This window comes from Stenotrophomonas sp. 17(2023) (genome assembly GCF_030345315.1).
GTDB classification, from domain to species: Bacteria; Pseudomonadota; Gammaproteobacteria; order Xanthomonadales; family Xanthomonadaceae; genus Stenotrophomonas; species Stenotrophomonas acidaminiphila.
This window is the reverse complement of record NZ_CP128405.1, coordinates 473,389-496,192: the sequence shown is the minus strand read 5'-3', so window position 1 is coordinate 496,192 and position 22,804 is coordinate 473,389. Positions and strand designations below refer to the sequence as shown.

The following is a 22,804-nucleotide window of genomic DNA, read 5'->3' as shown; positions in this document are numbered from 1 at the left end:
CCAGCCCGCAAACGGCGCCAACGGCAGGCACGGACCGTCCGCGGTCCGTGCCTGTCGCGTTCATGGCCCCCGGCGCTGCGCCAGCAAGGTCATGGGGTACCGTCGTCGCCCCACTGCAGGGCGCGGTAATCGAAGCCCGACTGCAGCCGCGGCTTGACGATCTCGAAGAACGGCGACACGTCGAAATCGCGCGGCGTGTACAGGCTGTAGTTGCGGATATGCAGGATCTCGCGCTGCTGCTGGCGGCCGCCGGCATGGCCAAGCACGGTCTCGATCCCGGGCAGGATCGGGTAGCGGATCGACTCGAACGCCTGCGCCAGCAGGGTCGAGCAGATCGCCTTGGTCGGCTCGCCGCTGCCCGGGCACATGCGCCGGCGCATGTGCCCGGGCACCGGCGGCAGGATCAGGTAGCGCGCCAGGTCGAACACGTTCTTCAGGTCGTAGCTGTAGCCGATGCGCGCGCGCATGAAGCCGACCAGCTGGTCGATGACCGGCGGCGGCAGTCCGTGCGCGCGGCAGATGCGGGTATGCACGTCACTGAACGCGTCCAGCGGCACCCGCCGCACACCCGCTTCCACGTCCACGTCCACGTCGATCAGCATCGGCCGCCGCGGCCCGCCCGGCGCCAGCGCTTCCTCGCCGATATACAGCGCCGCGTGCGACCAGGTGGACTGGGTGAGGTACTTGATGACGGTGGAGAAGCGGCTGTTGCCTTCCACCAGCAGCACGTCGCCACGGCGCAGGGTGCGCGCCAGCAGCTGCGGGCCACTGGTGGGCGGATGCGCCTGGCGCCGTCGCGGCTGGGCCAGGAAATGCGCCATGCGACGCCCGGCGAAACGCAGCAACCCCATCGGCAAGCTCCCCTGGAACGGAGCATGAGCCTAACGGCAGCGGCGCGATGCCGCCAAATCGGGCGCCCCGGCGCAGTGCGCCCGCGCCGGGGCGGGCGCAGCGGCCATCCTCAGAACGCCGGCAACACCGCGCCCTGGTACTTGCTCTGGATGAAGGCCTTCACTTCCGGACCGGTCAGCGCCTTGGCCAGCTTCTGCACGCGCGGGTCGTCGCGGTTGTCCGGGCGCGCGACCAGGAAGTTCACGTACGGCGAATCCTTGCTCTCGATCGCCAGCGCGTCACGGGTCGGCTCGAGCCCGGCGTCGAGCGCGTAGTTGGTGTTGATCAGCGCCAGGTCGACCTGGTCGAGCACGCGCGGCAGCATCGCCGAGTCCAGCTCGCGGAACTTGAGCTGCTTCGGGTTGTCGATGATGTCGCGCTGGGTGGACAGCGCGTTGGACGGATCCTTCAGCTTGATGACGCCGGCCTTGTCCAGCAGGATCAGCGCGCGGCTGTTGTTGCTCGGGTCATTGGGGATGACCACGTCGGCGCCGGCCGGCAGCTCGGCCAGCGACTTGACCCGGCGCGAGTACGCACCGAACGGCTCGATGTGCACGCCGACCACGGTCACCAGCTGGGTCTTGCGGTCGCGGTTGTAGGCATCCAGGTACGGCTCGGTCTGGAAATAGTTGGCGTCGACCTGCTTCTGCACCAGCTGGTCGTTGGGCTGCACGTAGTCGTTGAACACGCGCACGTCCAGGGTGACGCCCTGCTTTTCCAGGATCGGCTTGACCACTTGCAGGATCTCGGCATGCGGCACCGCGGTGGCGGCCACCACCAGCCTGGACTCGTCGGTGGCGGGCTTGCCGCAGGCCGCCAGCGCCAACACGGCGGCAGCGGCGAGCAACGGGCGGAACAGGGAAGTCTTCATCGGGATTCCAGTGCGGGAAGGGGGCCGCTCAACGGCGAGTGTAGTGGCGCACCAGCCGGTCGCCCAGCATCTGCAGCAGCTGCACCAGCACCAGCAGCAGCACCACGGTGACCAGCGCCACGTCGGTGTGCGAACGCTGGTAGCCGTCGCGGAAGGCCAGGTCGCCGAGTCCGCCCGAGCCGATGGCGCCGCCCATTGCGGTGAAGCCGATCAGAGCGATGGTGGTGACCGTGGCGCCGGCGATCAGGCCCGGCCGCGCTTCGGGCAGCAGCACCTTGAACACCAGTTGCGCGGTGGTGGCGCCCATGGCCTGGCTGGCCTCGATCACGCCGCGGTCCACTTCGCGCAGCGCGGTCTCGACCAGCCGCGCATAGAACGGCGCGGCGCCGACCACCAGGGGCAGGATCGCGCCACGCACGCCCAGCGATGTGCCCATCAGCGCCAGCGTCAGCGGGATCAGCACGATCATCAGGATGATGAAGGGCACCGAGCGCAGCACGTTCACCAGCAGCGCGGTGACGCCGTACAGCAGCGGGCGGCGGCGCAGCTGCGGCGAGCCGGTGAGGAACAGCAGCACGCCCAGCGGCAGGCCGATGGCCATGGTCAGCGGCAGCGAACCGGCCAGCATCAGCAGCGTATCGATGGTGGCCTGGCCGATGTCGGCCCATTTGCCGGCATCCAGGTGGCGGAAGAAACCGCCGGCGGTGGCGACGATCATCGACGCAGTTCCTCCACATGCACGCCGGCCTCGACGAAGCCGGCCTGGGCCGCATTCTGGTCGCCGCCCACCAGGGCCACGGTCAGCTGCCCGTAGGGCGTGTCCTTGATCCGGTCGATGCGGCCGGACAGGATGTTGTAGTCCACCCCGGTCTGCCGCGCGATGCGGCCCAGCAGCGGTTCGTAGGTCCCGTCGCCGAGGAAGGTCAGGCGCACGATGCGCCCGCCCACGGCGGCGAAATCGCGGTGCAGCTCGCCTTCGTCCACGTGCTCGGATTCGGAGACGAAACGGCGCGTGGTGGGGTGCTGCGGGTGCAGGAACACCGCGCTGACCGGCCCGCTCTCGACCAGGTGGCCGGCATCGAGCACCGCCACGCGGTCGCAGACCCGGCGGATCACGTCCATCTCGTGGGTGATCAGCACGATGGTCAGGCCCAGCTCGCGGTTGATCCTGGACAGCAGCGCCAGCACCGAGGCGGTGGTCTGCGGGTCGAGCGCGCTGGTGGCCTCGTCGCACAGCAGGATCTTCGGCCCGGTGGCCAGCGCGCGGGCGATGCCCACCCGCTGCTTCTGCCCGCCGGACAGCTGCGCCGGGTACTTGGCCGCGTGCGCCTCCAGGCCGACGGTATGCAGCAGCTCGGCCACGCGCGCGTCGATCCGCGCCTTCGGCGTGCCGGCCAGCTCCAGCGGAAACGCGACGTTGCCGGCCACGGTGCGCGCCGACAGCAGGTTGAAGTGCTGGAAGATCATGCCGATGCGCCGGCGCAGCGCGCGCAGGCCATCGGCATCGAGCGCGGTGGCATCCTGGCCATCGATCAGCACGCGGCCGCCACTGGGCTCCTCGAGGCGGTTGATCAGGCGGATCAGGGTCGACTTGCCGGCGCCGGAGTGGCCGATGATGCCGAACACCTCGCCGGCGCCGATGGTCAGGTCGAGCGGATGCAGCGCGGTGATCGCGCGGCCGTCCACGGCATAGGATTTGTGCAGGTTCTGGAACTCGATCACGGCCAGGGCGGGTGGACGGACGGAAGGGCGGCAAGCCTAGCAGCGCCGCGGCCGCGGCGCCCGCACGGGCAGCGGGAATCTTATTCCTTTTGGTTCTATGCGGACCGGCCGGCGTTCAGGGATGGTCCACCTGCCCGGCCCGCCGCGCATGCTGTACCCGCTCGCGGTGCAGCAGGTACAGGCCGCTGGCGACGATGATCGCCGCACCGATCCAGGTCATCCGGTCCGGCAGCACGCCCCACAGCAGCAGGTCCCAGCCGATCACCCAGACCAGGCCGGTGTACTCCAGCGGCGCGATCATCGACGCCTGGCCCAGCTGGAAGGCGCGGGTCAGCGCGATCTGGCCCAGCGCGCCGGCCAGGCCCATGCCTGCGATCAGCCCTGCGTGCCGCCACTGCAGCGGCTGCCACTGCGGCCAGGCCAGCAGCCCGGCGCCGATCGCCATGATCAGCAGGAACCACACCACCATCGCCTGCGGGGTGTCGGTACGGGTCAACAGGCTCACCGTCACCGCCGCGATCGCGTAGGCGGTGGCCGCCAGCAGCACCATCAGCCCCGGCAGCGAGATGAAGCCGTCCATGCCCGGGCGCAGCACCACCAGCACCCCGACCAGGCCGACGCCGATCGCGACCCAGCGCCGCGGCCCCACCCGCTCGCCCAGCAGCGGCACCGACAGCGCGGCCACCAGCAGCGGTGCGACGAAATAGATCGAATAGGCGGTGGACAGCGGCAGGCTGCGCAGCGCGTAGACGAAGCAGCCGATCATGGCCATGCCCAGCGCGCCGCGCAGCAGGTGCAGGCCCCAGCGCACCGGGATCAGCGAGCGCGGCCCGGCGGTGGCCAGCACCCACACCAGCACGAACGGCAGCGAGGCGGCGCCGCGCAGCATGGTCACCTGCAGGGTCGGATAGCCGGCCGACAGCAGCTTCATGCCGGCATCCATCAGCGAGAAGAAGGCGACGGCCGACAGCATCCACGCCACGGCGGCGGCGGGGGAGCGCGAGACAGAGGGGGAAGAAACGGACATGGCGCGATTATCGCAGGCCGTGCCGGTACCCGCTGCGCTGCCGCTATGCTCGCCCCATCTTCCGCCGGAGCCGGACGCATGCCTGCCACTTCCATCCCGCTTCGCCCGCTGGCCGCGCTGGCCCTGTCCCTGGCCTGCACGACGGTGGCCGCGCAGGCGCCTTCGGCCACCGACCTGGCGCGGCTGGACGGCTTCGTCCTCGGGCTGGAGACCGCCGGACGCTTTTCCGGCGTGGTGCTGGTCGCGCACGACGGCAAGGTGGTGTTCGAGAAGGCCTACGGCCCGCGCGACGAGAATGGCGGTGCACCACTGCGTGTCGACGACCGCCTGAACCTGGCCTCGGCCGGCAAGATGTTCACCAGCGTGGCGATCCTGCAGCAGGTCGCCGCCGGCCGCCTCACCCTGGACAGTCGCGTCGGCGAGGTGCTGCCGGACTACCCCAACCGTGCCTTCGCCGACACCGTGACGGTGCGCCAGCTGCTCACCCATACCGCCGGCGCGGGCGACGTCGATGAACTGTTCGGTGCCACGCATGCGGCCGAACGCACGCGGCTGCGCACGCCGGCCGACATCATCGCCCTGCACGGCAACCGGGCGCCGGAGTTCGCGCCGGGTACGCAGCAGAAATACGGCAACTACGGCTACGTGGTGCTGGGGCGCATGGTCGAGGTGCTGTCCGGGCAGGATTTCGAGTCCTACATCCGCACGCATGTGCTGGCACCGGCTGCGATGTCGCGCACCGGCTTCGTCGACTGCGACGATCCGGCACCGGACCTGGCGGTGGGCTATGCAGAAGTCGAAGGCAAGCGCGTGCGCAACTGCGCCACGCTGCCGGTGCGCGGTTTCGCCGCCGGCGGGCAGGTGGCGCCGGCCGGCGACCTGCTGCGCTTCGTGCAGGCACTGGTCGACGGCCGGCTGCTGCCCCTGCCGCTGTTCAGGCAGGCGACCACGCCGCAGCGCGAGTTCATGGGCCTGGGCTTCTTCGCCACCGGCTACGGCGAGGGCGTGCCCGAACGCGATTTCCGCTGGGGCCACGGCGGCAGCGCCGACGGCATCTGCACCGACGTGCGCACCTACCCGCATACCGGCGAAACGGTGATCGTGCTGTCCAACAGGGACGCCCCGGCCTGCTACGCGGCAGCCAACCTGCTGCATGCGCAGTGGAAGCAGGCGCGCTGACCACGGCCCTCCCGGGCGATGGCCTAGAATGGCCGCTGTTTTTCCGCCAGGAGCTTCCCCATGCCTTCCTTCGACGTCGTGTCTGAAGTCGACAAGCACGAACTTACCAACGCCATCGACCAGGCCAACCGCGAGCTGTCCACGCGCTTCGATTTCAAGGGCGTGGACGCGAAGTTCGAGCAGGACGGCGACACGCTGATCAAGCTGGCCGCGCCCAGCGACTTCCAGCTCAAGCAGATGGCCGACATCCTCAAGCAGCGCCTGGCCGCGCGCAGCATCGACTTCCGCTGCATGGAGTTCGGCGACATCGAGACCAACCTCGGTGGCGCGCGCCAGCAGGTCACCGTCAAGCAGGGCATCGAGCAGAAGCTGGCCAAGCAGATCGCGGCGAAGATCAAGGAGTCCAAGATCAAGGTCGACACCCAGATCAACGGCGACAAGCTGCGCGTGAACGGCAAGAAGCGCGACGACCTGCAGGAGACGATCGCGCTGCTGAAGAAGAGCGAGTTCGAGCAGCCGCTGCAGTTCGACAACTTCCGCGACTGAGTGCCGCCGCCGGTCCACGCGCCCGGCGCGATGCCCGCCACGCCCCCTAGAATGGCTGCCCCCCGTTTGCCGCCCGATGCCATGAACGAGACCGCCCACGACCCGATCGCCGACACCCGCCGCTGGCTGGAGAGGGCCGTGATCGGGCTGAACCTGTGCCCCTTCGCCAAGGCGGTATACGTCAAGGAGCAGGTGCGCTTCGTGCTCAGCGACGCCACCACGCCCGAGGCGCTGCTGGAACAGCTGGCCGAGGAACTGCTGCTGCTGCGCGATACGCCGGCCGAGCAGACCGATACCACGCTGATCGTGCACCCGCAGGTGCTCACCGATTTCCTCGACTACAACGACTTCCTGGACAATGCCGACGCGGCGGTGGAAGCGCTGGACCTGCAGGGCGTGCTGCAGGTAGCGAGCTTCCACCCGCAGTACCAGTTCGCCGGTACCGCGCCGGACGATGCCAGCAATTACACCAACCGCGCGCCGTGGCCCACCCTGCACCTGCTGCGCGAGGACAGCGTGGAACGGGCGGTGGCCGCGTTCCCGGACCCGGACGTGATCGTCGAGCGCAACATCGCCACGCTGGACAAGCTGGGCGTGGAAGGCTGGAACAGGTTGCTGGCCGGGGAGTGATGCCGCCCCGCTGGCCGGTGCCCCAGCCAGCCCCCAGCGCGCCGGCATGACCGGCGCAGCCGCGCCCCCCGCCGCCTACCCGGCCGCGTGTTGCCCGGCGACGGGCGCCCCGAGCAGCGGCAGCAGCAACCCGCGCACATCGTGCAGCGAGCCGGCGATGGCATGGCCCAGCGCGCGCACGTCCGCGTCCGGCTGCAGCAGGTCCGGCACCTGGATCACGGTCATGCCGGCAGCCAGCGCGGCGCGCACCCCGGTGGGCGAATCCTCCAGCGCCAGACAGTGGCGTGGCTCGACCCCGAGACGAGCCGCGGCCAGCAGGTAGATGTCCGGTGCCGGCTTGGGATGGGCGACGTCGCTGCTGGTCGCCACGTGTTCGAAATAACGCAGCAGCCCGGCACTTTCGAGCTTGCGCAGCGCCAGCGGGCGCCGCGTGGACGTCGCCACCGCACGCGGCACGCCATGCGCGACCAGCGTGTCGAGCAGGTCGATGATGCCGGGACGGTGCGGCACACCGGCCGCCACCAGGCGCTCGTAGCGCGCGTACGAATCCTGCAGCAGGGCATCGACCGCGTCGGCCCCGACCTGCTCGGCGATGCGCTGGCGGGTGAGCGCGTCGCTGGAGCCGATCAGCGAGAGCAGGAACGCCTCGGGCAGCACATGCCCGGCCTCGGTGCCAGCCTGCGCCAGGCAGCCCAGCAGCGCGCGCTCGCTGTCCAGCATCAGCCCGTCCATGTCGAAGATCACCGCCTGCGGTGGCGTCGCCAGTTCCACCAGCAGGGTCATGGCCGGTCCCCGAACAGGACCTGCAGGTCGTCCGCCGACAGCACCCGCCACTGCCCTTCGGCCAGGTCATCGAGCGCCAGCCCGCCGATACGGCTGCGGTGCAGGGCATCGACGTGGTTGCCGACCGCCGCGAACATGCGCCGCACCTGGTGGTAGCGGCCCTCGTGCAGGGTGAGCCGCGCGTGGCGCGGGCCGAGCACCTCCAGTTCGGCTGGCAGCAGCGGTTTGTCGTCCGATTCCAGCAACAGCGTGCCGCTGGCGAAGCATGCCGCCTCGTCGCCGCGCAGGTCCTGGGCCAGCCGCGCCTCGTAGACCTTGTCCAGCTTCGACTTCGGCGACACGATCCGGTGCAGCAGGCCGCCGTCGTCGGTCATCAACAACAGTCCGCTGGTGTCGCGGTCCAGGCGCCCGACGGTGGACAGCAGCGGCGAGCGGTCGCGGAAGCGCGACGGCAGCAGGTCGTAGACCAGCCGCCCCTGGTCCTTGGTCGAGCAGGTGTAGCCGGCCGGCTTGTGCAGCACCAGGGTCAATCCCGGCGGTGGGTCCAGCGGCTCGCCATCGACACGGATGGCGTCGTGCCCGACCTTGTCGTCGGCGTACAGCACCTGCCCGTCGGCATCGGTGACGCGGCCCTCGCGGAACAGCCACTGCACCTGCTTGCGGCTGCCGTAGCCGAGGTTGGCGATGTGCTTGACCAGCTTCATGCGCGGCCCCCGCGGGTACCGACGATGACTTTGAAGCCATCGCGCTCGGCTGCCACGTGCACCTGCCCGAAACTGTCGTTGAGGATCTGTTCGTAGGGCAGGTGCCGGTTGGCGACCATGAACAGGCACCCGCCCGGGCGCAGCGCCTGCGCGGCCACGGCGATGAAGCGCTGGCCGATGTCCGGCCGGTCCTCGCGCGCGGGGGTATGGAACGGCGGGTTGGAGACGATGAAATCGTAGCGGCCGTCGATGCCGGCGGTGACGTCGTGCCAGCGGAAATCCAGCTGCGCGCGGCTGCCGGCCAGGTTGTGGCGGGCCAGTGCCAGCGCCCGCGACTCGGCCTCGTACAGGTCCAGCGCGGTCACCTTGGGGCAACGCGCCAGCACTTCGGCCGACAGATAGCCCCAGCCGGCACCGAGATCGGCGCCCCGCCCGGCCAGATCCGGCGGCAACTGCTCGACCAGCAGCGCCGAGGCCGGATCGATGCGGTCCCAGGCAAACACGCCCGGACGGCTAAGGAAGCGCCCGTCCATGATCGGCCGCGGCGCATCCAGCGCCGCCCAGCGCACGCGCAGGGCTTCGTCGTGGTGGCCATCGAGCGGCGCGCTCCAGTACACGCGGCAGTGGTTCTTGGTCAGCTTGCCGCCAAGGCCGGCCAGCAGCTGCAGGTCGCTTTCGCCGGAGCGCGCGCCCTCGTTGTTGGACTGGCAGGCCAGCAACACGCCGCCCGGCGCCACCCGCTCCAGCGCACGCGCCAACAGTGCACGGGCTTCGTCGCGCTGGCGCGGCGGCAGCACCAGCACCAGCGGGTAGCGCGCATCCGCTGCGTCCAGCCCGGCTTCTTCGCGCACCTCCCAGCCGCCACGCTCCAGCGCCTGCGCAAACGGGCGGAAACTCTGCACGCACACCAGTTGACCGGGCGCGGCGTGCTCGCGCAGTGGCCAGCCCTCGCGCGCGCGCAGGAACAGCACCGGTCCCTGCGGCCATGGCAACGCGCCATTGGCGAACGGGAGGAACAGGGTCTGCAGCGGGGCGTCTTGAGCGGCGGCCATCGCGGATATCCAGCGGAACGTAGCTGGTCATTCTAGCGGCCCGCCCGCACTGGGACCGGTCGTGCACGAAGGGGGTTCAGCGGCGAGTACAGGCCTCGCGGATCGCGCCGACCAGCTGCGCCACGCTGTAGGGCTTGGCGACATGCATCTGGAATCCGGCCGCCAGCGCACGGCGGCGGTCGTCGCCGCGCGCCAGTGCGGTCACCGCGACCGCCGGCAGTTCCACCGCGGAAATGCCCATGGTCTCGCGCAGCGTGCGTACCAGTCCGTAGCCGTCCATGCCGGGCATGCCGACGTCGCTGACCAGCACGTCGAAGGCGGCATGGCCGCGCAGGTCGAGCAGGCCCAGCGCCTCTGCGGCGGACGTCGCGGCCACCACGCTGGCGCCCTGCTCCTCCAGCACCCGCCGCAGATAGGCCAGCACCTCCGGCTGGTCCTCCACCGCGAGGATGCGGGTCCCGGCCAGGGCATGGCCAGCCACCACCTGCTCGCCGTTCGCGACCCGTTGCACGGTGCGCCGCGGCCGTCCGGCATTCTCCACGCGATACACCGGCAGGCGCACGCTGAAGGTGGCCCCCTGGCCGGCGCCCGCGCTCTGCGCGCACACCGATCCGCCATGCAGTTCGGTCAACTGCCGGGCGATGGCCAGCCCCAGCCCCAACCCGCCATGGCGGCGGGTGGTGGTGGTATCGGCCTGGCTGAAGCGGCTGAACAACTGCGCCAGGAACTCCGGCGCGATGCCGTCGCCGTTGTCGCGCACGTCCACCGCGTAATGCCCGTCCTCCTGCCGCAGCACGACCTCGATCCGGCCCTCGACCGGGGTGAACTTGATGGCGTTGGCCAACAGGTTCCACAGCACCTGCTGCAGCCGCGTGGCGTCGCCCAGCACCGGGCACGGCGCCTGCGGCACGTCGACCAGCAGGGTCTGCGCCTTGTCCCGTGCAGCCAGCTCCTGCAGGCGCGCCGCTTCGCGCACCTGCTCTGCCAGGTCGAGCACTTCGACCTCCAGCTGCACCTTGCCCAGCAACATGCTGCTCAGGTCGAGCATGTCCGACATCAGCCGCTTCTGCGCCATGGCGCTGCTGGCGATCACCTCCACCCCGCGGCGCATGGGGTGGTCGGCCTCCATGCGCTGCAGCAGCAGCTCGCTCCAGCCCAGGATGGTGGTGAGCGGGGTGCGCAGTTCGTGCGACAAGGTGGCAAGGAATTCGTCCTTCACCCGTGCCATGCCTTCGGCCGCGTTGCGCGCGGCGCGCTCGGCCCCCAGCAGTTCCTCGCGCGCCATCTCGACCTCGCGGCGCTCGGTGATGTCCGGGCTGTTGCCGGCCAGGCCGATGAAGCGGCCATCGGCCGAGAAACGCGGCACGGCGTTCATCTCCAGCCACCGCCATTGGCCATCATGGCGGCGCAGGCGCGCGTTCAGGTGCATGTCGCGCTCGTTGGACAGGGCGTCCTCCAGCGCGTATTCGAAGACCTTCAGGTCTTCCGGGTGCAGCAGCCCTTCCCACCAGCGCGGCCCGAAGCGATGGTCCGCCTCCAGCCCGAAGAAGGTGCCGAAGGCATTGTTGACGAAGCGCACGTGGCCCAGGTCGTCCAGCACCCAGACAGGCATCGGCAGGCCGTCGGCCAGCGCGCTGAAGCGCGCCTCGCTTTCGGCCAGTTCGGTCTCGATCTGCTTGCGCCGCGAGATGTCCACGAACAGCACCGCGATGCGCCGGGTCCCCGCCGGGCCGAGCCGGACCGCCTCGACCGAGTACCAGCGGCCGAGTTGCGGCAGGTGGCGCTCGAACTGCGCGGGCACGCCATCGTGGACCACCCGGCCGAACACCCGGAACCAGTACTCGTCCAGCCCCGGCAGCACCTCGGTGGCGCGGCGCCCGGCCACCCCGCTCAGGCCGGTGATGCGCTCGAATGCCGCATTCACCTTGCAGTGCAGGAAGTCCACCGCGCGGGCTTCGTCGAACAGCACCTCGATCACGCAGAACCCGGTGCCGACGGCCTCGAACACGTCCTGGTAAAGCGAGGCGTCGTCCAGCCCCACCGCGGCCGGCGGCGGGACGAATGGTTCCAGTTCGGGCGGATGCATGCTCAAGGCGGGTGGTCAGGTCCTCGCGGCCGTGCCGCAACGGGGAAAAGTCTGGGCGCGCAACTATCCACGGCATGTGATGATGAACCGTCCACAACCCGCGGCCAACCGCCGGGCGGCTGGCGATTGCCCGGGGCGGTGATCGCCCCCACACTGCGTGAAGACCCGTTTCCGGAGGTTCGTCATGAAAACCCCGACCGTTGCCGCCCTGGTGCTGGCCTGTCTGCTCGCGGCGGGTGCCGCCGATGCCCGGCCCGCCAGTGTCACCGACCCGCAGGCGCCGCGCGCCCTGGCCGTGGAAGGCCCGGTGCAGGTGCAGTGGAACGATCCGTCCGGGTTCACCGAACTGCGCCAGAGCCGCAACCGCTGGGATGCCGAGCGCGGTGACTGGGTAGTGGACCTGGCCGAATACCTGCGCAAGCAGGCGTCCAGCAAGTTGCCCGAAGGGCAGCAGATGACCGTCACCATCACCGACATCAAGCGCGCCGGCGATTACGAGCCCTGGCAGGGCCCGCGCCTGGACGACGTGCGCATCATGCGCAACATCTACCCGCCGCGGATCAACCTGCAGTTCACCGTCACCGACGCCCAGGGCCAGGTGATCGACCAGGGCGAGCGCAAGCTGGTGGACAACGCCTACCTGTACGGCGCCACGCGCCTGTCCGACACCGATCCGCTGCGCTACGAGAAGCGCCTGCTCGATGACTGGCTGCGCCGCGAACTGCGCGAGGACCGCCCCACCGCCGGGCTCTGACCGCCGCCGCCAGGCACTGCCTCGCATCACCGAAAGGGCCGCACACGCGGCCCTTTCCTGTTGCCGCTACTGCGACAGGTAGATGCGCGGGGTGCGCTTGAGGCTGCAGGGCAACCGGTAGGCGCTGGTGTTGCAGCGCGGCGCCAGCTCGGAAATCGTCGGCGAGGTTCCCCACAGCTGCACGATGCTGCCCAGCCCCGCCTGCGGGTGGTTGGTCAGGTCGATGGTGAGCATGTCCATCGACACCCGCCCGATCAACTGGCCCGGCACGCCATCGATCTGAACCGGAGTGCCGTTGGGCGCGAACTGCGGATAGCCGTCGGCGTAGCCCATGGCCACCACGCCCACGCGCGTGGGCCGTTGCGCGACGAAGCGCGCGCCATAGCCCAGCGGTTCGCCGACACCGATCTCGCGCACCGCGATCACCCGCGACTGCAGGGTCATCACCGGGCGCAGCCGCGCCGCATGCGCGCTCGGCTGCGGGTACAGCGGGTCGGCGCCGTACAGCATCAGGCCCGGGCGCACCCAGTCGCTGCGCACCTGCGGCCAGCCCAGCAGCGCCGGCGAGTTGCACAGGCTGGTCTCGCCCGGCAGGCCGTCGATGGCGCGGTTGAAGGTCTGCAGCTGTTCCAGCGTACGCGGGCTGTCCAGCTCGTCGGCGCGCGCCATGTGGCTCATCAGCACCATCGGCGCGATGTGCGGCAGCGCCGACAGCCGCGCGTGCGCGGCGCGGAATTCATCCACCGACAGCCCCAGCCGGTGCATGCCGCTGTCCAGCTTCAGCCAGACCTGCAGTCTGGTATCGGTGCTGAACGCCGCCAGCGCCTCGACCTGCCACGGCGAGGCTGCCGCGGTCCACAGGTCGTGCTCGACGATCAGCGGCAGTTCGGCGGCGTCGAAAAAGCCCTCAAGCAACACCACCGGCTTGCGGATGCCGGCCTGGCGCAGTTCCAGCGCTTCCTCGATGCAGGCCACGCCGAAGCCGTCGGCCTCGGCCTCCAGCGCGCGCGCGCAGGCGACCGCGCCGTGGCCGTAGGCGTCGGCCTTGATCACCGCCAGTGCCTTGCCGCCGCCCAGCTGGCGCGCCAGGCGGTAATTGCCGCGCAGTGCCTCCAGGTCGATCAGGGCCTGTGCCGGGCGCATCAGCCTGCCCTCTGGCCGCCGTAGCGGAAGATATCCAGGCCTTCGCTGCTGATCTGCGGCGTCCTGCCGTCCATCAGGTCGGCCAGGTAACGCCCGGAACCGGCGGCCATGGTCCAGCCCAGCGTGCCGTGGCCGGTATTGAGGAACAGGTTGCGGTACGGCGTGGCGCCCACCACCGGGGTGCCGTCGGGCGTGGCCGGGCGCAGGCCGGTCCAGAACTCGGCGTGCGACAGGTCGCCGCCATGCGGGTAGAGGTCACGCACGACCTTTTCCAGGGTGGCACGGCGGCGCGGATCCAGCGACAGGTCGAAGCCGGCCACCTCGGCCATGCCACCGACCCGGATGCGGTCCTCGAAACGGGTGACCGCCACCTTGTAGCTCTCGTCCAGGATGGTCGAGGTCGGCGCCATCGCCGCGTCGGTGATCGGCAGGGTCAGCGAATAGCCCTTGAGCGGGTACACCGGCAGGCGCATGCCCAGCGGCGCAAGCAGCTGCGGCGAATAACTGCCCAGTGCGACCACGTAATGGTCGGCGGTCTCGAGCCTGCCGCCGATGCGCACGCCGGTGATGCGGTCGCCGTCGCGCTGCAGCCCCGCCACGTCCTGGTCGAAGCGGAACTCGACGCCCGCCGCGGCCGCCAGCGCGGCCAGCTTGCGGGTGAACAGCTGGCAGTCGCCGGTCTGGTCCTCGGGCAGGCGCAACGCGCCGACCAGGGTATCGGCCTTGCCGGCCAGCGCCGGTTCCACGCGGACGATGCCCTGGCGGTCCAGCACCTCGTAGGGCACGCCGTACTGGCGCAGCACTTCGATGTCCTGGGCGGCGGCATCCAGCTGCTGCTGGGTGCGGAACAGCTGGGTGGTGCCGAGCTGGCGGCCCTCGTAGTCGATGCCGGTGGCCGCGCGCAGCTCGTTGATGCAGTCGCGGCTGTAGTCGGACATGCGCACCATGCGCGCCTTGTTGATCGCGTAGCGGCCGGCGGTGCAGTTGCGCAGCATCTGCCACAGCCAGCGGTACTGGGCGATGTCGGCAGTGGGGCGGATCGCCAGCGGGGCATGTTCCTGGAACAGCCACTTGACCGCCTTCAGCGGCACCCCGGGGGCGGCCCACGGCGAGGTGTAGCCGAAGGAGAGCTGGCCGGCGTTGGCAAAGCTGGTTTCCAGTGCCGGGCCGGGCTGCCGGTCCAGCACCGTCACCTCGTGGCCCGCCTGTCGCAGGTACCAGGCACTGGTCGTGCCGATCACACCACTGCCGAGTATCAGAACCCGCATCGTCGTCTCCTGGGAACCTGCACGCGCCCGGCGCAGGCGCGGCGGGAATGGCGGCAGGCCCTGACCCTGTCAATTCCCTGCGCCGAATCGGGCAGGGGCCATGAACGGCGCAGTATATTCAGCCCATACCAGTGTTTTTTCCTGTATTGAAGGATAAAACAGGGTAATTTCCCGTTTCCTTCACACAAAGCAGAGCGCCATGGCCGCCCGTAGCCGCGAGCTGGACAAGATCGACCGCCGGATCCTGCGCATCCTGCAGGCCGAAGGCCGCATTTCCTTCACCGAGCTCGGCGAGCGGGTGGGATTGTCCACCACTCCCTGCACCGAACGCGTGCGCCGGCTCGAGCGCGAGGGCGTGATCACCGGCTACTACGCGCGGCTGGACCCGCAGTACGTGAAGGCCGGGCTGCTGGTGTTCGTGGAGATTTCGCTGGCCTACAAGTCGGGCGACATCTTCGAGGAATTCCGCCGTGCCGCGCTGAAGCTGCCCAACGTGCTGGAATGCCATCTGGTTTCGGGCGACTTCGACTACCTGCTCAAGGCACGCATCAACGAAATGGCCTCCTACCGCAAGCTGCTCGGCAGCACCCTGCTGACCCTGCCGCACGTGCGCGAATCCAAGAGCTACATCGTGATGGAGGAAGTAAAGGAAACGCTCAGCCTGCCCATCGTCGACTGAGCCTGCGACGGCAACACGACGCGCCAGGCCCGCCATTTCCGCGACCCGCAACGCCCGTCGGCTCCCGGCTCCCGGCAATGGGCAAGCAGGCGCCCTGGCACGGCCGTTCCGGCTGCCGCATGCGCTCCGCGCATCGTGCGCTGCCGGCACTCAGCGCACGATGCGCACGCCGTCGCCGCTGGGCACGGTGTCGTGGTAGCGCCCGGTACGGGTGTCCATCACCCGCCCGGGACCGGCCGGACGCATGCCGTTGAGCCGTCGCCCCTGCTGGTCGTACACCGGCACCGCGGCCGTCTGCGGCCTGGCCGCCGGTTTCGGCCTGGCGGCCGCGTTGGCCGGACTCGACTGTTCCAGCTGCTCGCGCAGGCGCGCGTTGTCGGCCGCCTGGCCGGAGGCGTCGCTGGCCGGCCTCGAGGGCGGCGGCAGGCTCACCGGCCGGGTTTCGGTCGGTGCCGGCGCGGGCCTGAGCTGGGCCATGGCCGGGGTGGCCGCCAGCATCGCAATCGACAGCAGGGCAATCCGTCTCATCGGGTACTCCCACAGGTCCATGTCCGGTGATGATGCACCTTGGCCGCTGCAGGCGGGTTAACCGCGGCGGTTGGAGCGGCGCCGGCCGCCCCCTACCATGAAGCCCCCCCCATGGAGGCGCGGCCATGACCGCTTTCGACCTGACTCCCCCAGACGACGCCCAGCGCGGCGCCCTGGTCGCCGGCCTGGACGACGCCGAACGGCGCGTCCTGCTGCACCACGGCACCGAGGCGCCGTTCTGCGGCGTGTTCCTGGACAACAAGCGCGAAGGCACCTACTGCTGCCGGCTGTGCGGCCTGCCACTGTTCCGCTCCAGTACCAAGTTCGACTCCGGCACCGGCTGGCCGAGCTTCTTCGCCCCGTTCGACCCGGCCCATGTCGGCCGCATCCGCGATACCAGCCACGGGATGGTGCGCACGGAAATCGTCTGCGCCCGCTGCGGCAGCCATCTGGGCCACGTGTTCCCGGACGGCCCGCCGCCGACCTTCGAAAGGCACTGCCTGAACTCGGTTTCGCTGTCCTTCGTCGGCCGCGGCGAGCGCTGGCCGGACCCGTTGCGGCGTGGCGGGGCCGAAGCGACACCCGCCGACTGAGTTCACATTTTCCCCCTTCAGATCCGGCCGGCGCGGCCGACAACGGGATATCCCCTCCCGTGTCCCGCGCCCCATGCTCATCATCGTCGGTCTGCTTGTCGTCATCATCAGCGTGCTCGGCGGCTATGTCGGCGCGCACGGAAAGCTCGGCGCGCTGTGGCAGCCCTACGAGCTGGTGATCATCGGCGGCGCTGCGCTGGGTGCCTTCCTGGTCGGCACCCCGGCCAAGACGGTCAAGAAGACCCTGCAGGCCGTGGTCGGCGTGTTCAAGGGGCCGCGCTACAAGCAGCAGGACTACCTGGACGTACTGAGCCTGCTGTACGAACTGCTCAACAAGGCGCGCCGCGAGGGTTTCATGTCGCTCGAGGAGCATGTCGAGAACGCCGCCGAGAGCCCGATCTTCGCCAATTACCCGAAGATCCAGGCCGATCACCACCTGATCGACTTCATCACCGACTGCCTGCGGCTGATGATCGGCTCCAACATCGAGCCGCACGAGCTGGAGCCGCTGCTGGAGCTGGAGCTGGAAAAGCACCACCACGAAGCCATGGAACCGGCGCACGTGCTGACCAAGGTGGCCGACGGCCTGCCGGGGTTCGGCATCGTCGCGGCGGTGCTGGGCATCGTCATCACCATGGGTTCGATCGGCGGCGACATCAAGGAAGTCGGCGCGCACGTGGCCGGCGCCCTGGTCGGCACCTTCCTCGGCATCCTGCTCGGCTATGGCTTCATCGGTCCGGTCGCGGCCGCGGTGGAGGCCCGCGCCGAACAGGACTCGCGCATCTACGAATCGGTCAAGACCGCGCTGCTGGCCTGCCTGCGTGGCTACAACCCGAAGATCGCGCTGGAGTTCGCGCGCAAGACCGTGCCGTCGGCACTGCGCCCGGGCTTCACCGAGTTCGAGCAGCACCTGAAGTCGGTCAAGTAAGCCATGGCCAGCAACGATGCCAAGCCCACGGTGATCGTGCGGCGCGTGAAGAAGATCCAGGGCGGAGGCCACCACGGCGGTTCGTGGAAGGTGGCCTACGCCGACTTCGTCACCGCGATGATGGCGTTCTTCCTGGTGATGTGGCTGCTCGCCTCCACCAGCAAGCCCGAACGCGCGGCCATTTCCGAATACTTCCGCAACCCGAGCCCGTTGAGCGGCACCAGCAGCACCCCGGCACCGGGCATGGCCGGTCCCGGCGGTGCCAGCACGTCGATGATCAAGCTCGGCGGTGCCACCGACATCTCCCGCGGAAACAGCAACGACCCGTTCCAGAACCAGCGCGAGTCGATCCCCACGCCGGTGGAGGAACGCGAGCGCGAGAAGAAGCAGCTCGAGGTGCTGAAGCAGGAGCTGGAGGAAGCCATCGGCAAGAGCCAGGCGCTGGAGCCGTTCAAGGACCAGCTGCTGCTGGACATCACCTCCGAAGGGCTGCGCATCCAGATCGTGGACAAGCAGAACCGGCCGATGTTCGACATGGGCAGCGCCAAGCTGATGCCGTACACGCGCGAGATCCTGCGCGAGCTGTCGCACTTCATCAACCAGGTACCCAACCACATCAGCATCAGCGGCCACACCGACATCACCGCCTATTCCACGCAGCTGGGCTACAGCAACTGGGAGCTGAGCGCGGACCGTGCCAACGCCGCGCGCCGCGCCCTGCTGGAAGGCGGCATGGGCGAGGACAAGGTGGCGCGGGTGGTCGGGCTGTCGTCGTCGGTGCTGTTCGACAAGACCGACCCGCAGAACCCGATCAACCGCCGCATCAGCATCGTGGTGATGACCAAGGAAGCCGAGGCCGCCGCACTGTCGGCGATCGCGGCGCTGCCGGCCCCGGCCGTCGCCGCGCCCGCTGCCGGCAATGGCGAGGCCGGCGCGGCGCCGGGCCCCGGCGTCGACTGAACGGCCGCGCCACGGCGCCGGTTCGGCATCCACAGCAGCGGCCGCCTACAATGGCGGCCGTTTCCTTTTGTCGAACGATCATGTCCAAGCAGTCCAAAGCCAAGCGCGACAAGCGCAAGAAGCAGCAGCCCCGCCGCCCGTTCCTGCGCCTGGACGCGCAGCAGCAGGTGCAGAACCACGCCGTGCTGGTGAACGAAGAGGGCCAGGTGGTCGCCGCCATCGGCCTGCAGGGGCGGCAGTGGCTGCTGTCCGTCGGCGGCCAGACCATGGGCAACGCCGACAACCCGGTGCCGATGCTGGCCATGCTCAAGCACCTGGCCAACGTGCAGGAGAAGGAAGGCCGCAAGGTCGCGCTGGAGTACTCGGAGCAGCTGCAGCAGCTGATCGACACCAGCGCCGCGGCCGAAGGCAAGAGTGCCGACGACTACCTGGCCGGCCTGGTCGCCGAGTTCGAGGGCGTCGAAGGCGAGGAAGCCGCGGCCGTGGCCGGCGGCGATGACGCGCAGGACACCGGCACCGGCGACGCTGCGGCCGACGCCGCCGACAAGCCGCAGGCCTGAGCGATGGCGCGGCGGTGACGGTCTATATCGACGATGCGGTACACCCCTGGCGCGGCGAGCGCTGGGCGCATCTGCTGGCCGACACCCTGCCCGAGCTGCACGCCATGGCGCAGCAGCTCGGGATTCCGCGGCGGGCGTTCCAGAACCGCCGCAGCGGCGCGCACTACGACGTGCCGGCGGCGCTGCGCGACACCGCCATCGCGCTGGGCGCGGTGGCGATCTCGCGGCATGCCGACCGCACCCTGGTGCGGCGGGTCATCGCCAACGCCCGCGCCCAGTACCAACCGCTGTGACCGCGCCTGCCGCGCCCGCGGCCTGGCTCAGAACGGATCGCTGCCCGGCCGTACTTCCACGCCCAGCAGCGAGCACAGCGCCAGCATCGCCTCGTCGTCGCGGCTGAGCGCGATCCAGCCGGCGTAGCCGTCGCCCCCCGTGTTCCAGTTCCACACCGTATAGCCATGCTCGCGCAGGCGGTCGTGCGCGGTGGTCATCAGTGCCGGCACGTCGAGATCCTGGGCGAAATCCTCGTCGTCCAGGTCGCCACCCCAGTCGATGCGCAGGTTCCAGCGCGCGGCCAGCTCGTCGATCGCGGCCACGAACGAATCGATGTCCTTCCAGTCCACGTAGAAGCCAGAGCGCCAGTCGATCGCGTCCTTCAGGTCCCACAGCCACTGCTCGTCGCCGCTGTCGTGCTCGGCACCGGCACGCGCTTCGCGCCAGGCATCGAACTGCTGCAGCGCGGCCTCCTCGTCGCCGGGATTGACCAGCCACAGCAGGTTCCACACCCGCGCCGGATGGTCGTCCTCGTCGAAGGTCGGCAGCAGTTCGTCGGAATCTTCGTAATCGGCACTGTTGTCGGGCATGGCGGCTCTCCACTGCGTGATGGCGCGCATTCTGCCGCCACGCGCACGGCAGCGGAAGCGGCAGCGGTTATCCTTGTGCCCATGAAGAGGGCCACGGTGGCCGTCAACGAACACAGACATGAGCGATACCCCTCCCGACCGCCTGGCGGTCAACCCCACCAGCCCGTTCCACGACCCGGCCGCGCTCGAACGCGGCGTCGGCGTGCGCTTCAACGGCATCGAGCGCGATGACGTGGAGGAGTACTCGGTCAGCGAAGGCTGGATCCGCGTGCAGGCGGGCAAGGCCCGCGACCGCCGCGGCAACCCGATGACGCTGAAGATCACCGGCTCGGTCGAGCCGTATTTCCTCGAACTGAACAAGTAACGCCGGCGGCGCCCCGCGCGGGCGCCTCCACCGTGTACGCCGCCGGACGCTGCCGGCGGCGCCGGCTCAGTCCCGCTGCCGGCTTTCCAGCAGGTCCAGGTTGCGGATCAGCTTGCGTGCGACCTCGTCGGGTATCTGGCCATGCCGGGTCAGGCGGAACAGTTCCTCGCGCTCGGCGGTGAGTCCGGCCGTGCGCAGGCTGCGGTAGGCCTGCTCCATGCGCCGCACCATCTCCGGGTCCTCGTCCGGGCCCTGCCCCTTCTCCAGGTTGCGCTGGTACAGCAGGCTGACCCGCGCGGCGGCATCGTTGTAGAGCTGCACGTTGGTGGTGGTCTGGCCTTCCACCAGCTGCTGGCGGGTCTTCTCCACCGCGGCCAGCGCGGCCTTGGACGAGAGCTTGCGGGCCAGGTCCTCCACCCGCCGGCTGTCGTCGTCCCTGGGCAGCTCCAGCCCGCGCAGCAGCCGCGGCAGCAGCAGGCTGGCCCCGAGCAGCGACACCAGGATCACCGACGCGGCCAGGAAGATCACCAGGTCGCGTGCCGGGAACGGCTCGCCGCCGGGCACCATCAACGGCAGGGTCAGCACGCCGGCCAGGGTGATGGCGCCGCGCACGCCGGCCACCGACATCGCCAGCACCACCCGCCACGAGGTCTGGTTCGCACGCTCCTCGCCACGCCAGCGCGCGCGCAGCAGGTTCCAGCGCAGCGACAGCCATACCCATACCAGGCGCAGCACCACCAGCATCGCGTTGATCGCCACCACGTAGATCGCCAGCCACCACCAGTCGCTGTGCCCGGTGACCGCGATGGTGTCCATCGCGCGCTGGACGATGCCCGGCAGCTGCTCGCCGAGCAGCACGAAGATGATGCCGTTGAAGCTGAACTGCACGGTGCTCCACACCGCCGTGCGCTGCACGCGCATGCTGCCGCTGATGCGGCCGGTCAGCTCGACGTAGCTCATGGTGATGCCGGCGGCCACCGCGGCGAGGATGCCGGAGGCGTTGAACTCTTCGGCCAGCAGGTAGGCGGCAAACGGGATCAGCAGGTTGACCAGCAGCGCCGCGCCCGGCTCCTCGCCGAAGCTGCGCCACAGCCAGCGCTGGAAGGTGGACACGCCCAGGGTCACCGCCACGCCGATGCCCAGGCCGGCGAGGGCCACCCACAGGAAGGTCAGCGAGGCCTGCGCCAGCGAGAAACTGCCGGTCATCACCGCGGCCACCGCGAAGCGGAAGCAGACCAGGCCGGACGCGTCGTTGAGCAGCGACTCGCCTTCCAGGATGTGCATCAGCCGCTTGGGAATCGGCACCCGCGAGGCGATGGCACCCACCGCGACCGGATCGGTGGGCGAGACGATCGCCGCCAGCGCGAATGCCACCGCCAGCGGCATGGCCGGGATCAGCCAGTGGATCAGCAGCCCGGCGCCGACCACGGTGAACACCACCAGGCCGAATGCCAGCTCCAGGATCGCACCCTTGTCGCGGAACAGGCCCTGCTTGGGAATGCGCCAGCCGTCGAGGAACAGCAGCGGCGGCAGGAACAGCAGGAAGAACATGTCCGGCTCGAGCGCATGGCCGCGCTTGAACACGCCGGCGATCAGGGCGCCCAGGCCGATCTGCACCAATGGCAGCGGCAGCGAGAACGGCAGGATCCTCACCAGGTAGCCGCTGGCGACCACCGCCACCAGCATCGCCAGAACGACTTCGATCGTGTGCATGCCTCTCCACGAAGTCGCCACCATGGCAGCGACGGGTTGAACAACGCGGAAAAACTATCACAGGCACGCGCCGCCGCCGATGGGGGCGGCGGCCATCCGTGGAGGAAGGTCCGGACCTATGCCGCGCCGTCGAAGCGGTAGATGTCCATCGCCAGGAAGCCCATGTCGATGCCGGCATCGATGCGGCGTGCGCCGAGCCGGTCGGTGCCGGCCGCGCCCATGGCGAAATGCAGCGGCAGCAGGTGCTCGTCGGTGGGGTGCGCCTGTTCGGCGAACGGCGCCTGCCGGCGGTAGTCCAGCAGCGCCGGCACGTCGTCGGCGTGCAGTTTCTGCTCCACCCACTGGATGAACGGAAGGACGTACGGCGCCTGTCCGCCCTGCGCGTAGTGGTGCCAGTCGTGCAGGTTGTGGGTGATGCTTCCCGAGCCGACCAGCAGCACGCCGTCGCCGCGCAGCGGCGCCAGCGCACGGCCCATCGCCCACTGGTGCGCGGGCCCCAGCGCCGGCTGGATCGACAGCTGCAGCACCGGGATGTCGGCCTGCGGGTAAAGGAAGCGCAGGGGCACCCAGGCGCCGTGGTCGAGCCCGCGCTGCGGGTCGATCACCGGCGACAGCCCGGCCGCGGCCAGCCGCGCCGCCACGTCCTGCGCCAGTTCCGGCGCACCCGGCGCCGGGTACTGCAGCTGGTACAGCGCCTCGGGAAAGCCGCCGAAATCGTGGATGGTCCGCGGCCGCTCCGCCGCCGATACCGTGGGCGTGCGGCCCAGCCAGTGCGCCGAGGCCATCACGATGGCCCGCGGGCGCGGCAGCGCGGCAGCCAGTTCGGCCAGGCGCGGCCCCACCGCACCGGGCTGCAGCGCGGTCATCGGCGATCCATGGGAGATGTACAGGGACGGCAGCGATGTCGATGGCATGGGGGACTCCAGGGGAGGATGCGATGCCATACAGGTTATTGCCGTG

At 69.9% G+C, this 22,804-nt stretch carries 26 protein-coding genes; 11 read left to right on the top strand and 15 right to left on the bottom strand.

Annotated elements, in window-relative coordinates:
• Positions 1-89: 89 nt before the first annotated feature.
• The 5 genes from QQA12_RS02135 to QQA12_RS02115 all read right to left on the bottom strand — a co-directional run bounded on the left by QQA12_RS02135 (position 90) and on the right by QQA12_RS02115 (position 4,511).
• Entirely contained in the window at positions 90-851 is a 762-nt protein-coding gene (locus tag QQA12_RS02135) for a YiiX/YebB-like N1pC/P60 family cysteine hydrolase (RefSeq protein WP_226050479.1), read from the bottom strand.
• Positions 852-961: 110 nt separating this feature from the next.
• Positions 962-1,762, bottom strand: a complete 801-nt coding sequence (locus QQA12_RS02130; RefSeq protein WP_054661956.1) for a MetQ/NlpA family ABC transporter substrate-binding protein — start codon at positions 1,760-1,762, stop codon at positions 962-964.
• Positions 1,763-1,790: 28 nt separating this feature from the next.
• Positions 1,791-2,480 carry a methionine ABC transporter permease gene (locus QQA12_RS02125; RefSeq protein WP_226050480.1) on the bottom strand — a complete coding sequence of 230 codons (690 nt, stop codon included), beginning with the start codon at positions 2,478-2,480 and terminating at the stop codon, positions 1,791-1,793.
• On the bottom strand, positions 2,477-3,484 hold the full coding sequence (locus tag QQA12_RS02120; RefSeq protein WP_226050481.1) for a methionine ABC transporter ATP-binding protein: 1,008 nt from the start codon (positions 3,482-3,484) through the stop codon (positions 2,477-2,479). Before QQA12_RS02120 ends, QQA12_RS02125 begins: the two co-directional genes overlap by 4 nt.
• A gap of 115 nt (positions 3,485-3,599) precedes the next feature.
• Positions 3,600-4,511, bottom strand: a complete 912-nt coding sequence (locus QQA12_RS02115) for a DMT family transporter (protein WP_056931080.1) — start codon at positions 4,509-4,511, stop codon at positions 3,600-3,602.
• A gap of 78 nt (positions 4,512-4,589) precedes the next feature.
• Here QQA12_RS02115 and QQA12_RS02110 point away from each other — a divergent pair, with 78 nt between their 5' ends.
• From QQA12_RS02110 to QQA12_RS02100, 3 genes are all read left to right on the top strand, one after another.
• Positions 4,590-5,690 (top strand): serine hydrolase domain-containing protein, encoded by a 1,101-nt coding sequence (locus QQA12_RS02110; RefSeq protein ID WP_226050482.1) that lies wholly within the window; start codon positions 4,590-4,592, stop codon positions 5,688-5,690.
• Between the two features lie 60 nt (positions 5,691-5,750).
• A complete protein-coding gene (locus tag QQA12_RS02105) occupies positions 5,751-6,236 on the top strand; it encodes a YajQ family cyclic di-GMP-binding protein (RefSeq protein WP_226050483.1) in 486 nt (161 codons plus the stop codon).
• Positions 6,237-6,317: 81 nt separating this feature from the next.
• The gene (locus QQA12_RS02100; protein WP_233324852.1) at positions 6,318-6,866 is read left to right on the top strand and encodes a DUF1415 domain-containing protein; all 549 of its coding nucleotides are present in this window, start codon (positions 6,318-6,320) and stop codon (positions 6,864-6,866) included.
• A gap of 75 nt (positions 6,867-6,941) precedes the next feature.
• Here the strand turns inward: QQA12_RS02100 and QQA12_RS02095 are convergent, their stop codons facing one another.
• The 4 genes from QQA12_RS02095 to QQA12_RS02080 all read right to left on the bottom strand — a co-directional run bounded on the left by QQA12_RS02095 (position 6,942) and on the right by QQA12_RS02080 (position 11,491).
• Positions 6,942-7,649, bottom strand: coding sequence for an HAD family phosphatase (locus tag QQA12_RS02095; protein WP_056931077.1), 708 nt, complete (start codon positions 7,647-7,649; stop codon positions 6,942-6,944).
• Positions 7,646-8,353: a pseudouridine synthase gene (locus tag QQA12_RS02090; RefSeq protein WP_182212601.1), complete on the bottom strand. Its 708-nt coding sequence runs from the start codon at positions 8,351-8,353 to the stop codon at positions 7,646-7,648. Before QQA12_RS02090 ends, QQA12_RS02095 begins: the two co-directional genes overlap by 4 nt.
• Positions 8,350-9,405, bottom strand: coding sequence for a class I SAM-dependent methyltransferase (locus QQA12_RS02085; protein WP_226050485.1), 1,056 nt, complete (start codon positions 9,403-9,405; stop codon positions 8,350-8,352). The genes QQA12_RS02090 and QQA12_RS02085 overlap by 4 nt, the downstream gene beginning before the upstream one ends.
• Before the next feature lie 76 nt (positions 9,406-9,481).
• Positions 9,482-11,491, bottom strand: a complete 2,010-nt coding sequence (locus QQA12_RS02080; RefSeq protein ID WP_226050611.1) for an ATP-binding protein — start codon at positions 11,489-11,491, stop codon at positions 9,482-9,484.
• 184 nt (positions 11,492-11,675) lie between these two features.
• Between QQA12_RS02080 and QQA12_RS02075 the strand changes: the two genes are divergently transcribed.
• Positions 11,676-12,245, top strand: a complete 570-nt coding sequence (locus tag QQA12_RS02075) for a DUF3016 domain-containing protein (RefSeq protein WP_054661920.1) — start codon at positions 11,676-11,678, stop codon at positions 12,243-12,245.
• Positions 12,246-12,311: 66 nt separating this feature from the next.
• Here QQA12_RS02075 and alr read toward each other — a convergent pair whose 3' ends face one another.
• Together alr and QQA12_RS02065 are read right to left on the bottom strand one after the other, a co-directional pair.
• A complete protein-coding gene (gene alr / locus QQA12_RS02070) occupies positions 12,312-13,388 on the bottom strand; it encodes an alanine racemase (protein ID WP_226050486.1) in 1,077 nt (358 codons plus the stop codon).
• On the bottom strand, positions 13,388-14,656 hold the full coding sequence (locus QQA12_RS02065; RefSeq protein ID WP_226050487.1) for a D-amino acid dehydrogenase: 1,269 nt from the start codon (positions 14,654-14,656) through the stop codon (positions 13,388-13,390). Before QQA12_RS02065 ends, alr begins: the two co-directional genes overlap by 1 nt.
• A 199-nt stretch (positions 14,657-14,855) precedes the next feature.
• On the opposite strand from QQA12_RS02065, the gene QQA12_RS02060 reads away from it, so the two are divergent.
• Entirely contained in the window at positions 14,856-15,335 is a 480-nt protein-coding gene (locus QQA12_RS02060) for a winged helix-turn-helix transcriptional regulator (protein ID WP_054661911.1), read from the top strand.
• 150 nt (positions 15,336-15,485) lie between these two features.
• Here QQA12_RS02060 and QQA12_RS02055 read toward each other — a convergent pair whose 3' ends face one another.
• Positions 15,486-15,863, bottom strand: coding sequence for a classical arabinogalactan protein 4 (locus QQA12_RS02055; protein WP_226050488.1), 378 nt, complete (start codon positions 15,861-15,863; stop codon positions 15,486-15,488).
• 125 nt (positions 15,864-15,988) lie between these two features.
• Between QQA12_RS02055 and msrB the strand changes: the two genes are divergently transcribed.
• The 5 genes from msrB to QQA12_RS02030 all read left to right on the top strand — a co-directional run bounded on the left by msrB (position 15,989) and on the right by QQA12_RS02030 (position 19,197).
• Complete coding sequence (gene msrB, locus QQA12_RS02050; protein WP_054661905.1) at positions 15,989-16,456, top strand: peptide-methionine (R)-S-oxide reductase MsrB; 468 nt, start codon at positions 15,989-15,991, stop codon at positions 16,454-16,456.
• Between the two features lie 73 nt (positions 16,457-16,529).
• Positions 16,530-17,384, top strand: coding sequence for a flagellar motor stator protein MotA (gene motA, locus QQA12_RS02045; RefSeq protein ID WP_054661902.1), 855 nt, complete (start codon positions 16,530-16,532; stop codon positions 17,382-17,384).
• Between the two features lie 3 nt (positions 17,385-17,387).
• Positions 17,388-18,344: a flagellar motor protein MotB gene (motB, locus tag QQA12_RS02040; RefSeq protein ID WP_226050489.1), complete on the top strand. Its 957-nt coding sequence runs from the start codon at positions 17,388-17,390 to the stop codon at positions 18,342-18,344.
• An 80-nt stretch (positions 18,345-18,424) separates the two neighbouring features.
• On the top strand, positions 18,425-18,904 hold the full coding sequence (locus QQA12_RS02035; protein WP_226050490.1) for a hypothetical protein: 480 nt from the start codon (positions 18,425-18,427) through the stop codon (positions 18,902-18,904).
• A 14-nt stretch (positions 18,905-18,918) separates the two neighbouring features.
• Complete coding sequence (locus QQA12_RS02030; RefSeq protein WP_226050491.1) at positions 18,919-19,197, top strand: DUF4031 domain-containing protein; 279 nt, start codon at positions 18,919-18,921, stop codon at positions 19,195-19,197.
• Between the two features lie 27 nt (positions 19,198-19,224).
• On the opposite strand, the gene QQA12_RS02025 is transcribed toward QQA12_RS02030, so the two are convergent.
• Positions 19,225-19,767 (bottom strand): hypothetical protein, encoded by a 543-nt coding sequence (locus tag QQA12_RS02025; RefSeq protein WP_054661890.1) that lies wholly within the window; start codon positions 19,765-19,767, stop codon positions 19,225-19,227.
• A 118-nt stretch (positions 19,768-19,885) separates the two neighbouring features.
• On the opposite strand from QQA12_RS02025, the gene QQA12_RS02020 reads away from it, so the two are divergent.
• The gene (locus QQA12_RS02020; protein WP_054661887.1) at positions 19,886-20,131 is read left to right on the top strand and encodes a DUF3297 family protein; all 246 of its coding nucleotides are present in this window, start codon (positions 19,886-19,888) and stop codon (positions 20,129-20,131) included.
• Positions 20,132-20,197: 66 nt separating this feature from the next.
• Here QQA12_RS02020 and QQA12_RS02015 read toward each other — a convergent pair whose 3' ends face one another.
• Both QQA12_RS02015 and QQA12_RS02010 read right to left on the bottom strand, forming a co-directional pair.
• Entirely contained in the window at positions 20,198-21,844 is a 1,647-nt protein-coding gene (locus QQA12_RS02015) for a Na+/H+ antiporter (RefSeq protein WP_056931069.1), read from the bottom strand.
• 116 nt (positions 21,845-21,960) lie between these two features.
• A complete protein-coding gene (locus QQA12_RS02010) occupies positions 21,961-22,758 on the bottom strand; it encodes a class III extradiol ring-cleavage dioxygenase (RefSeq protein WP_056931068.1) in 798 nt (265 codons plus the stop codon).
• Positions 22,759-22,804: the final 46 nt, after the last annotated feature.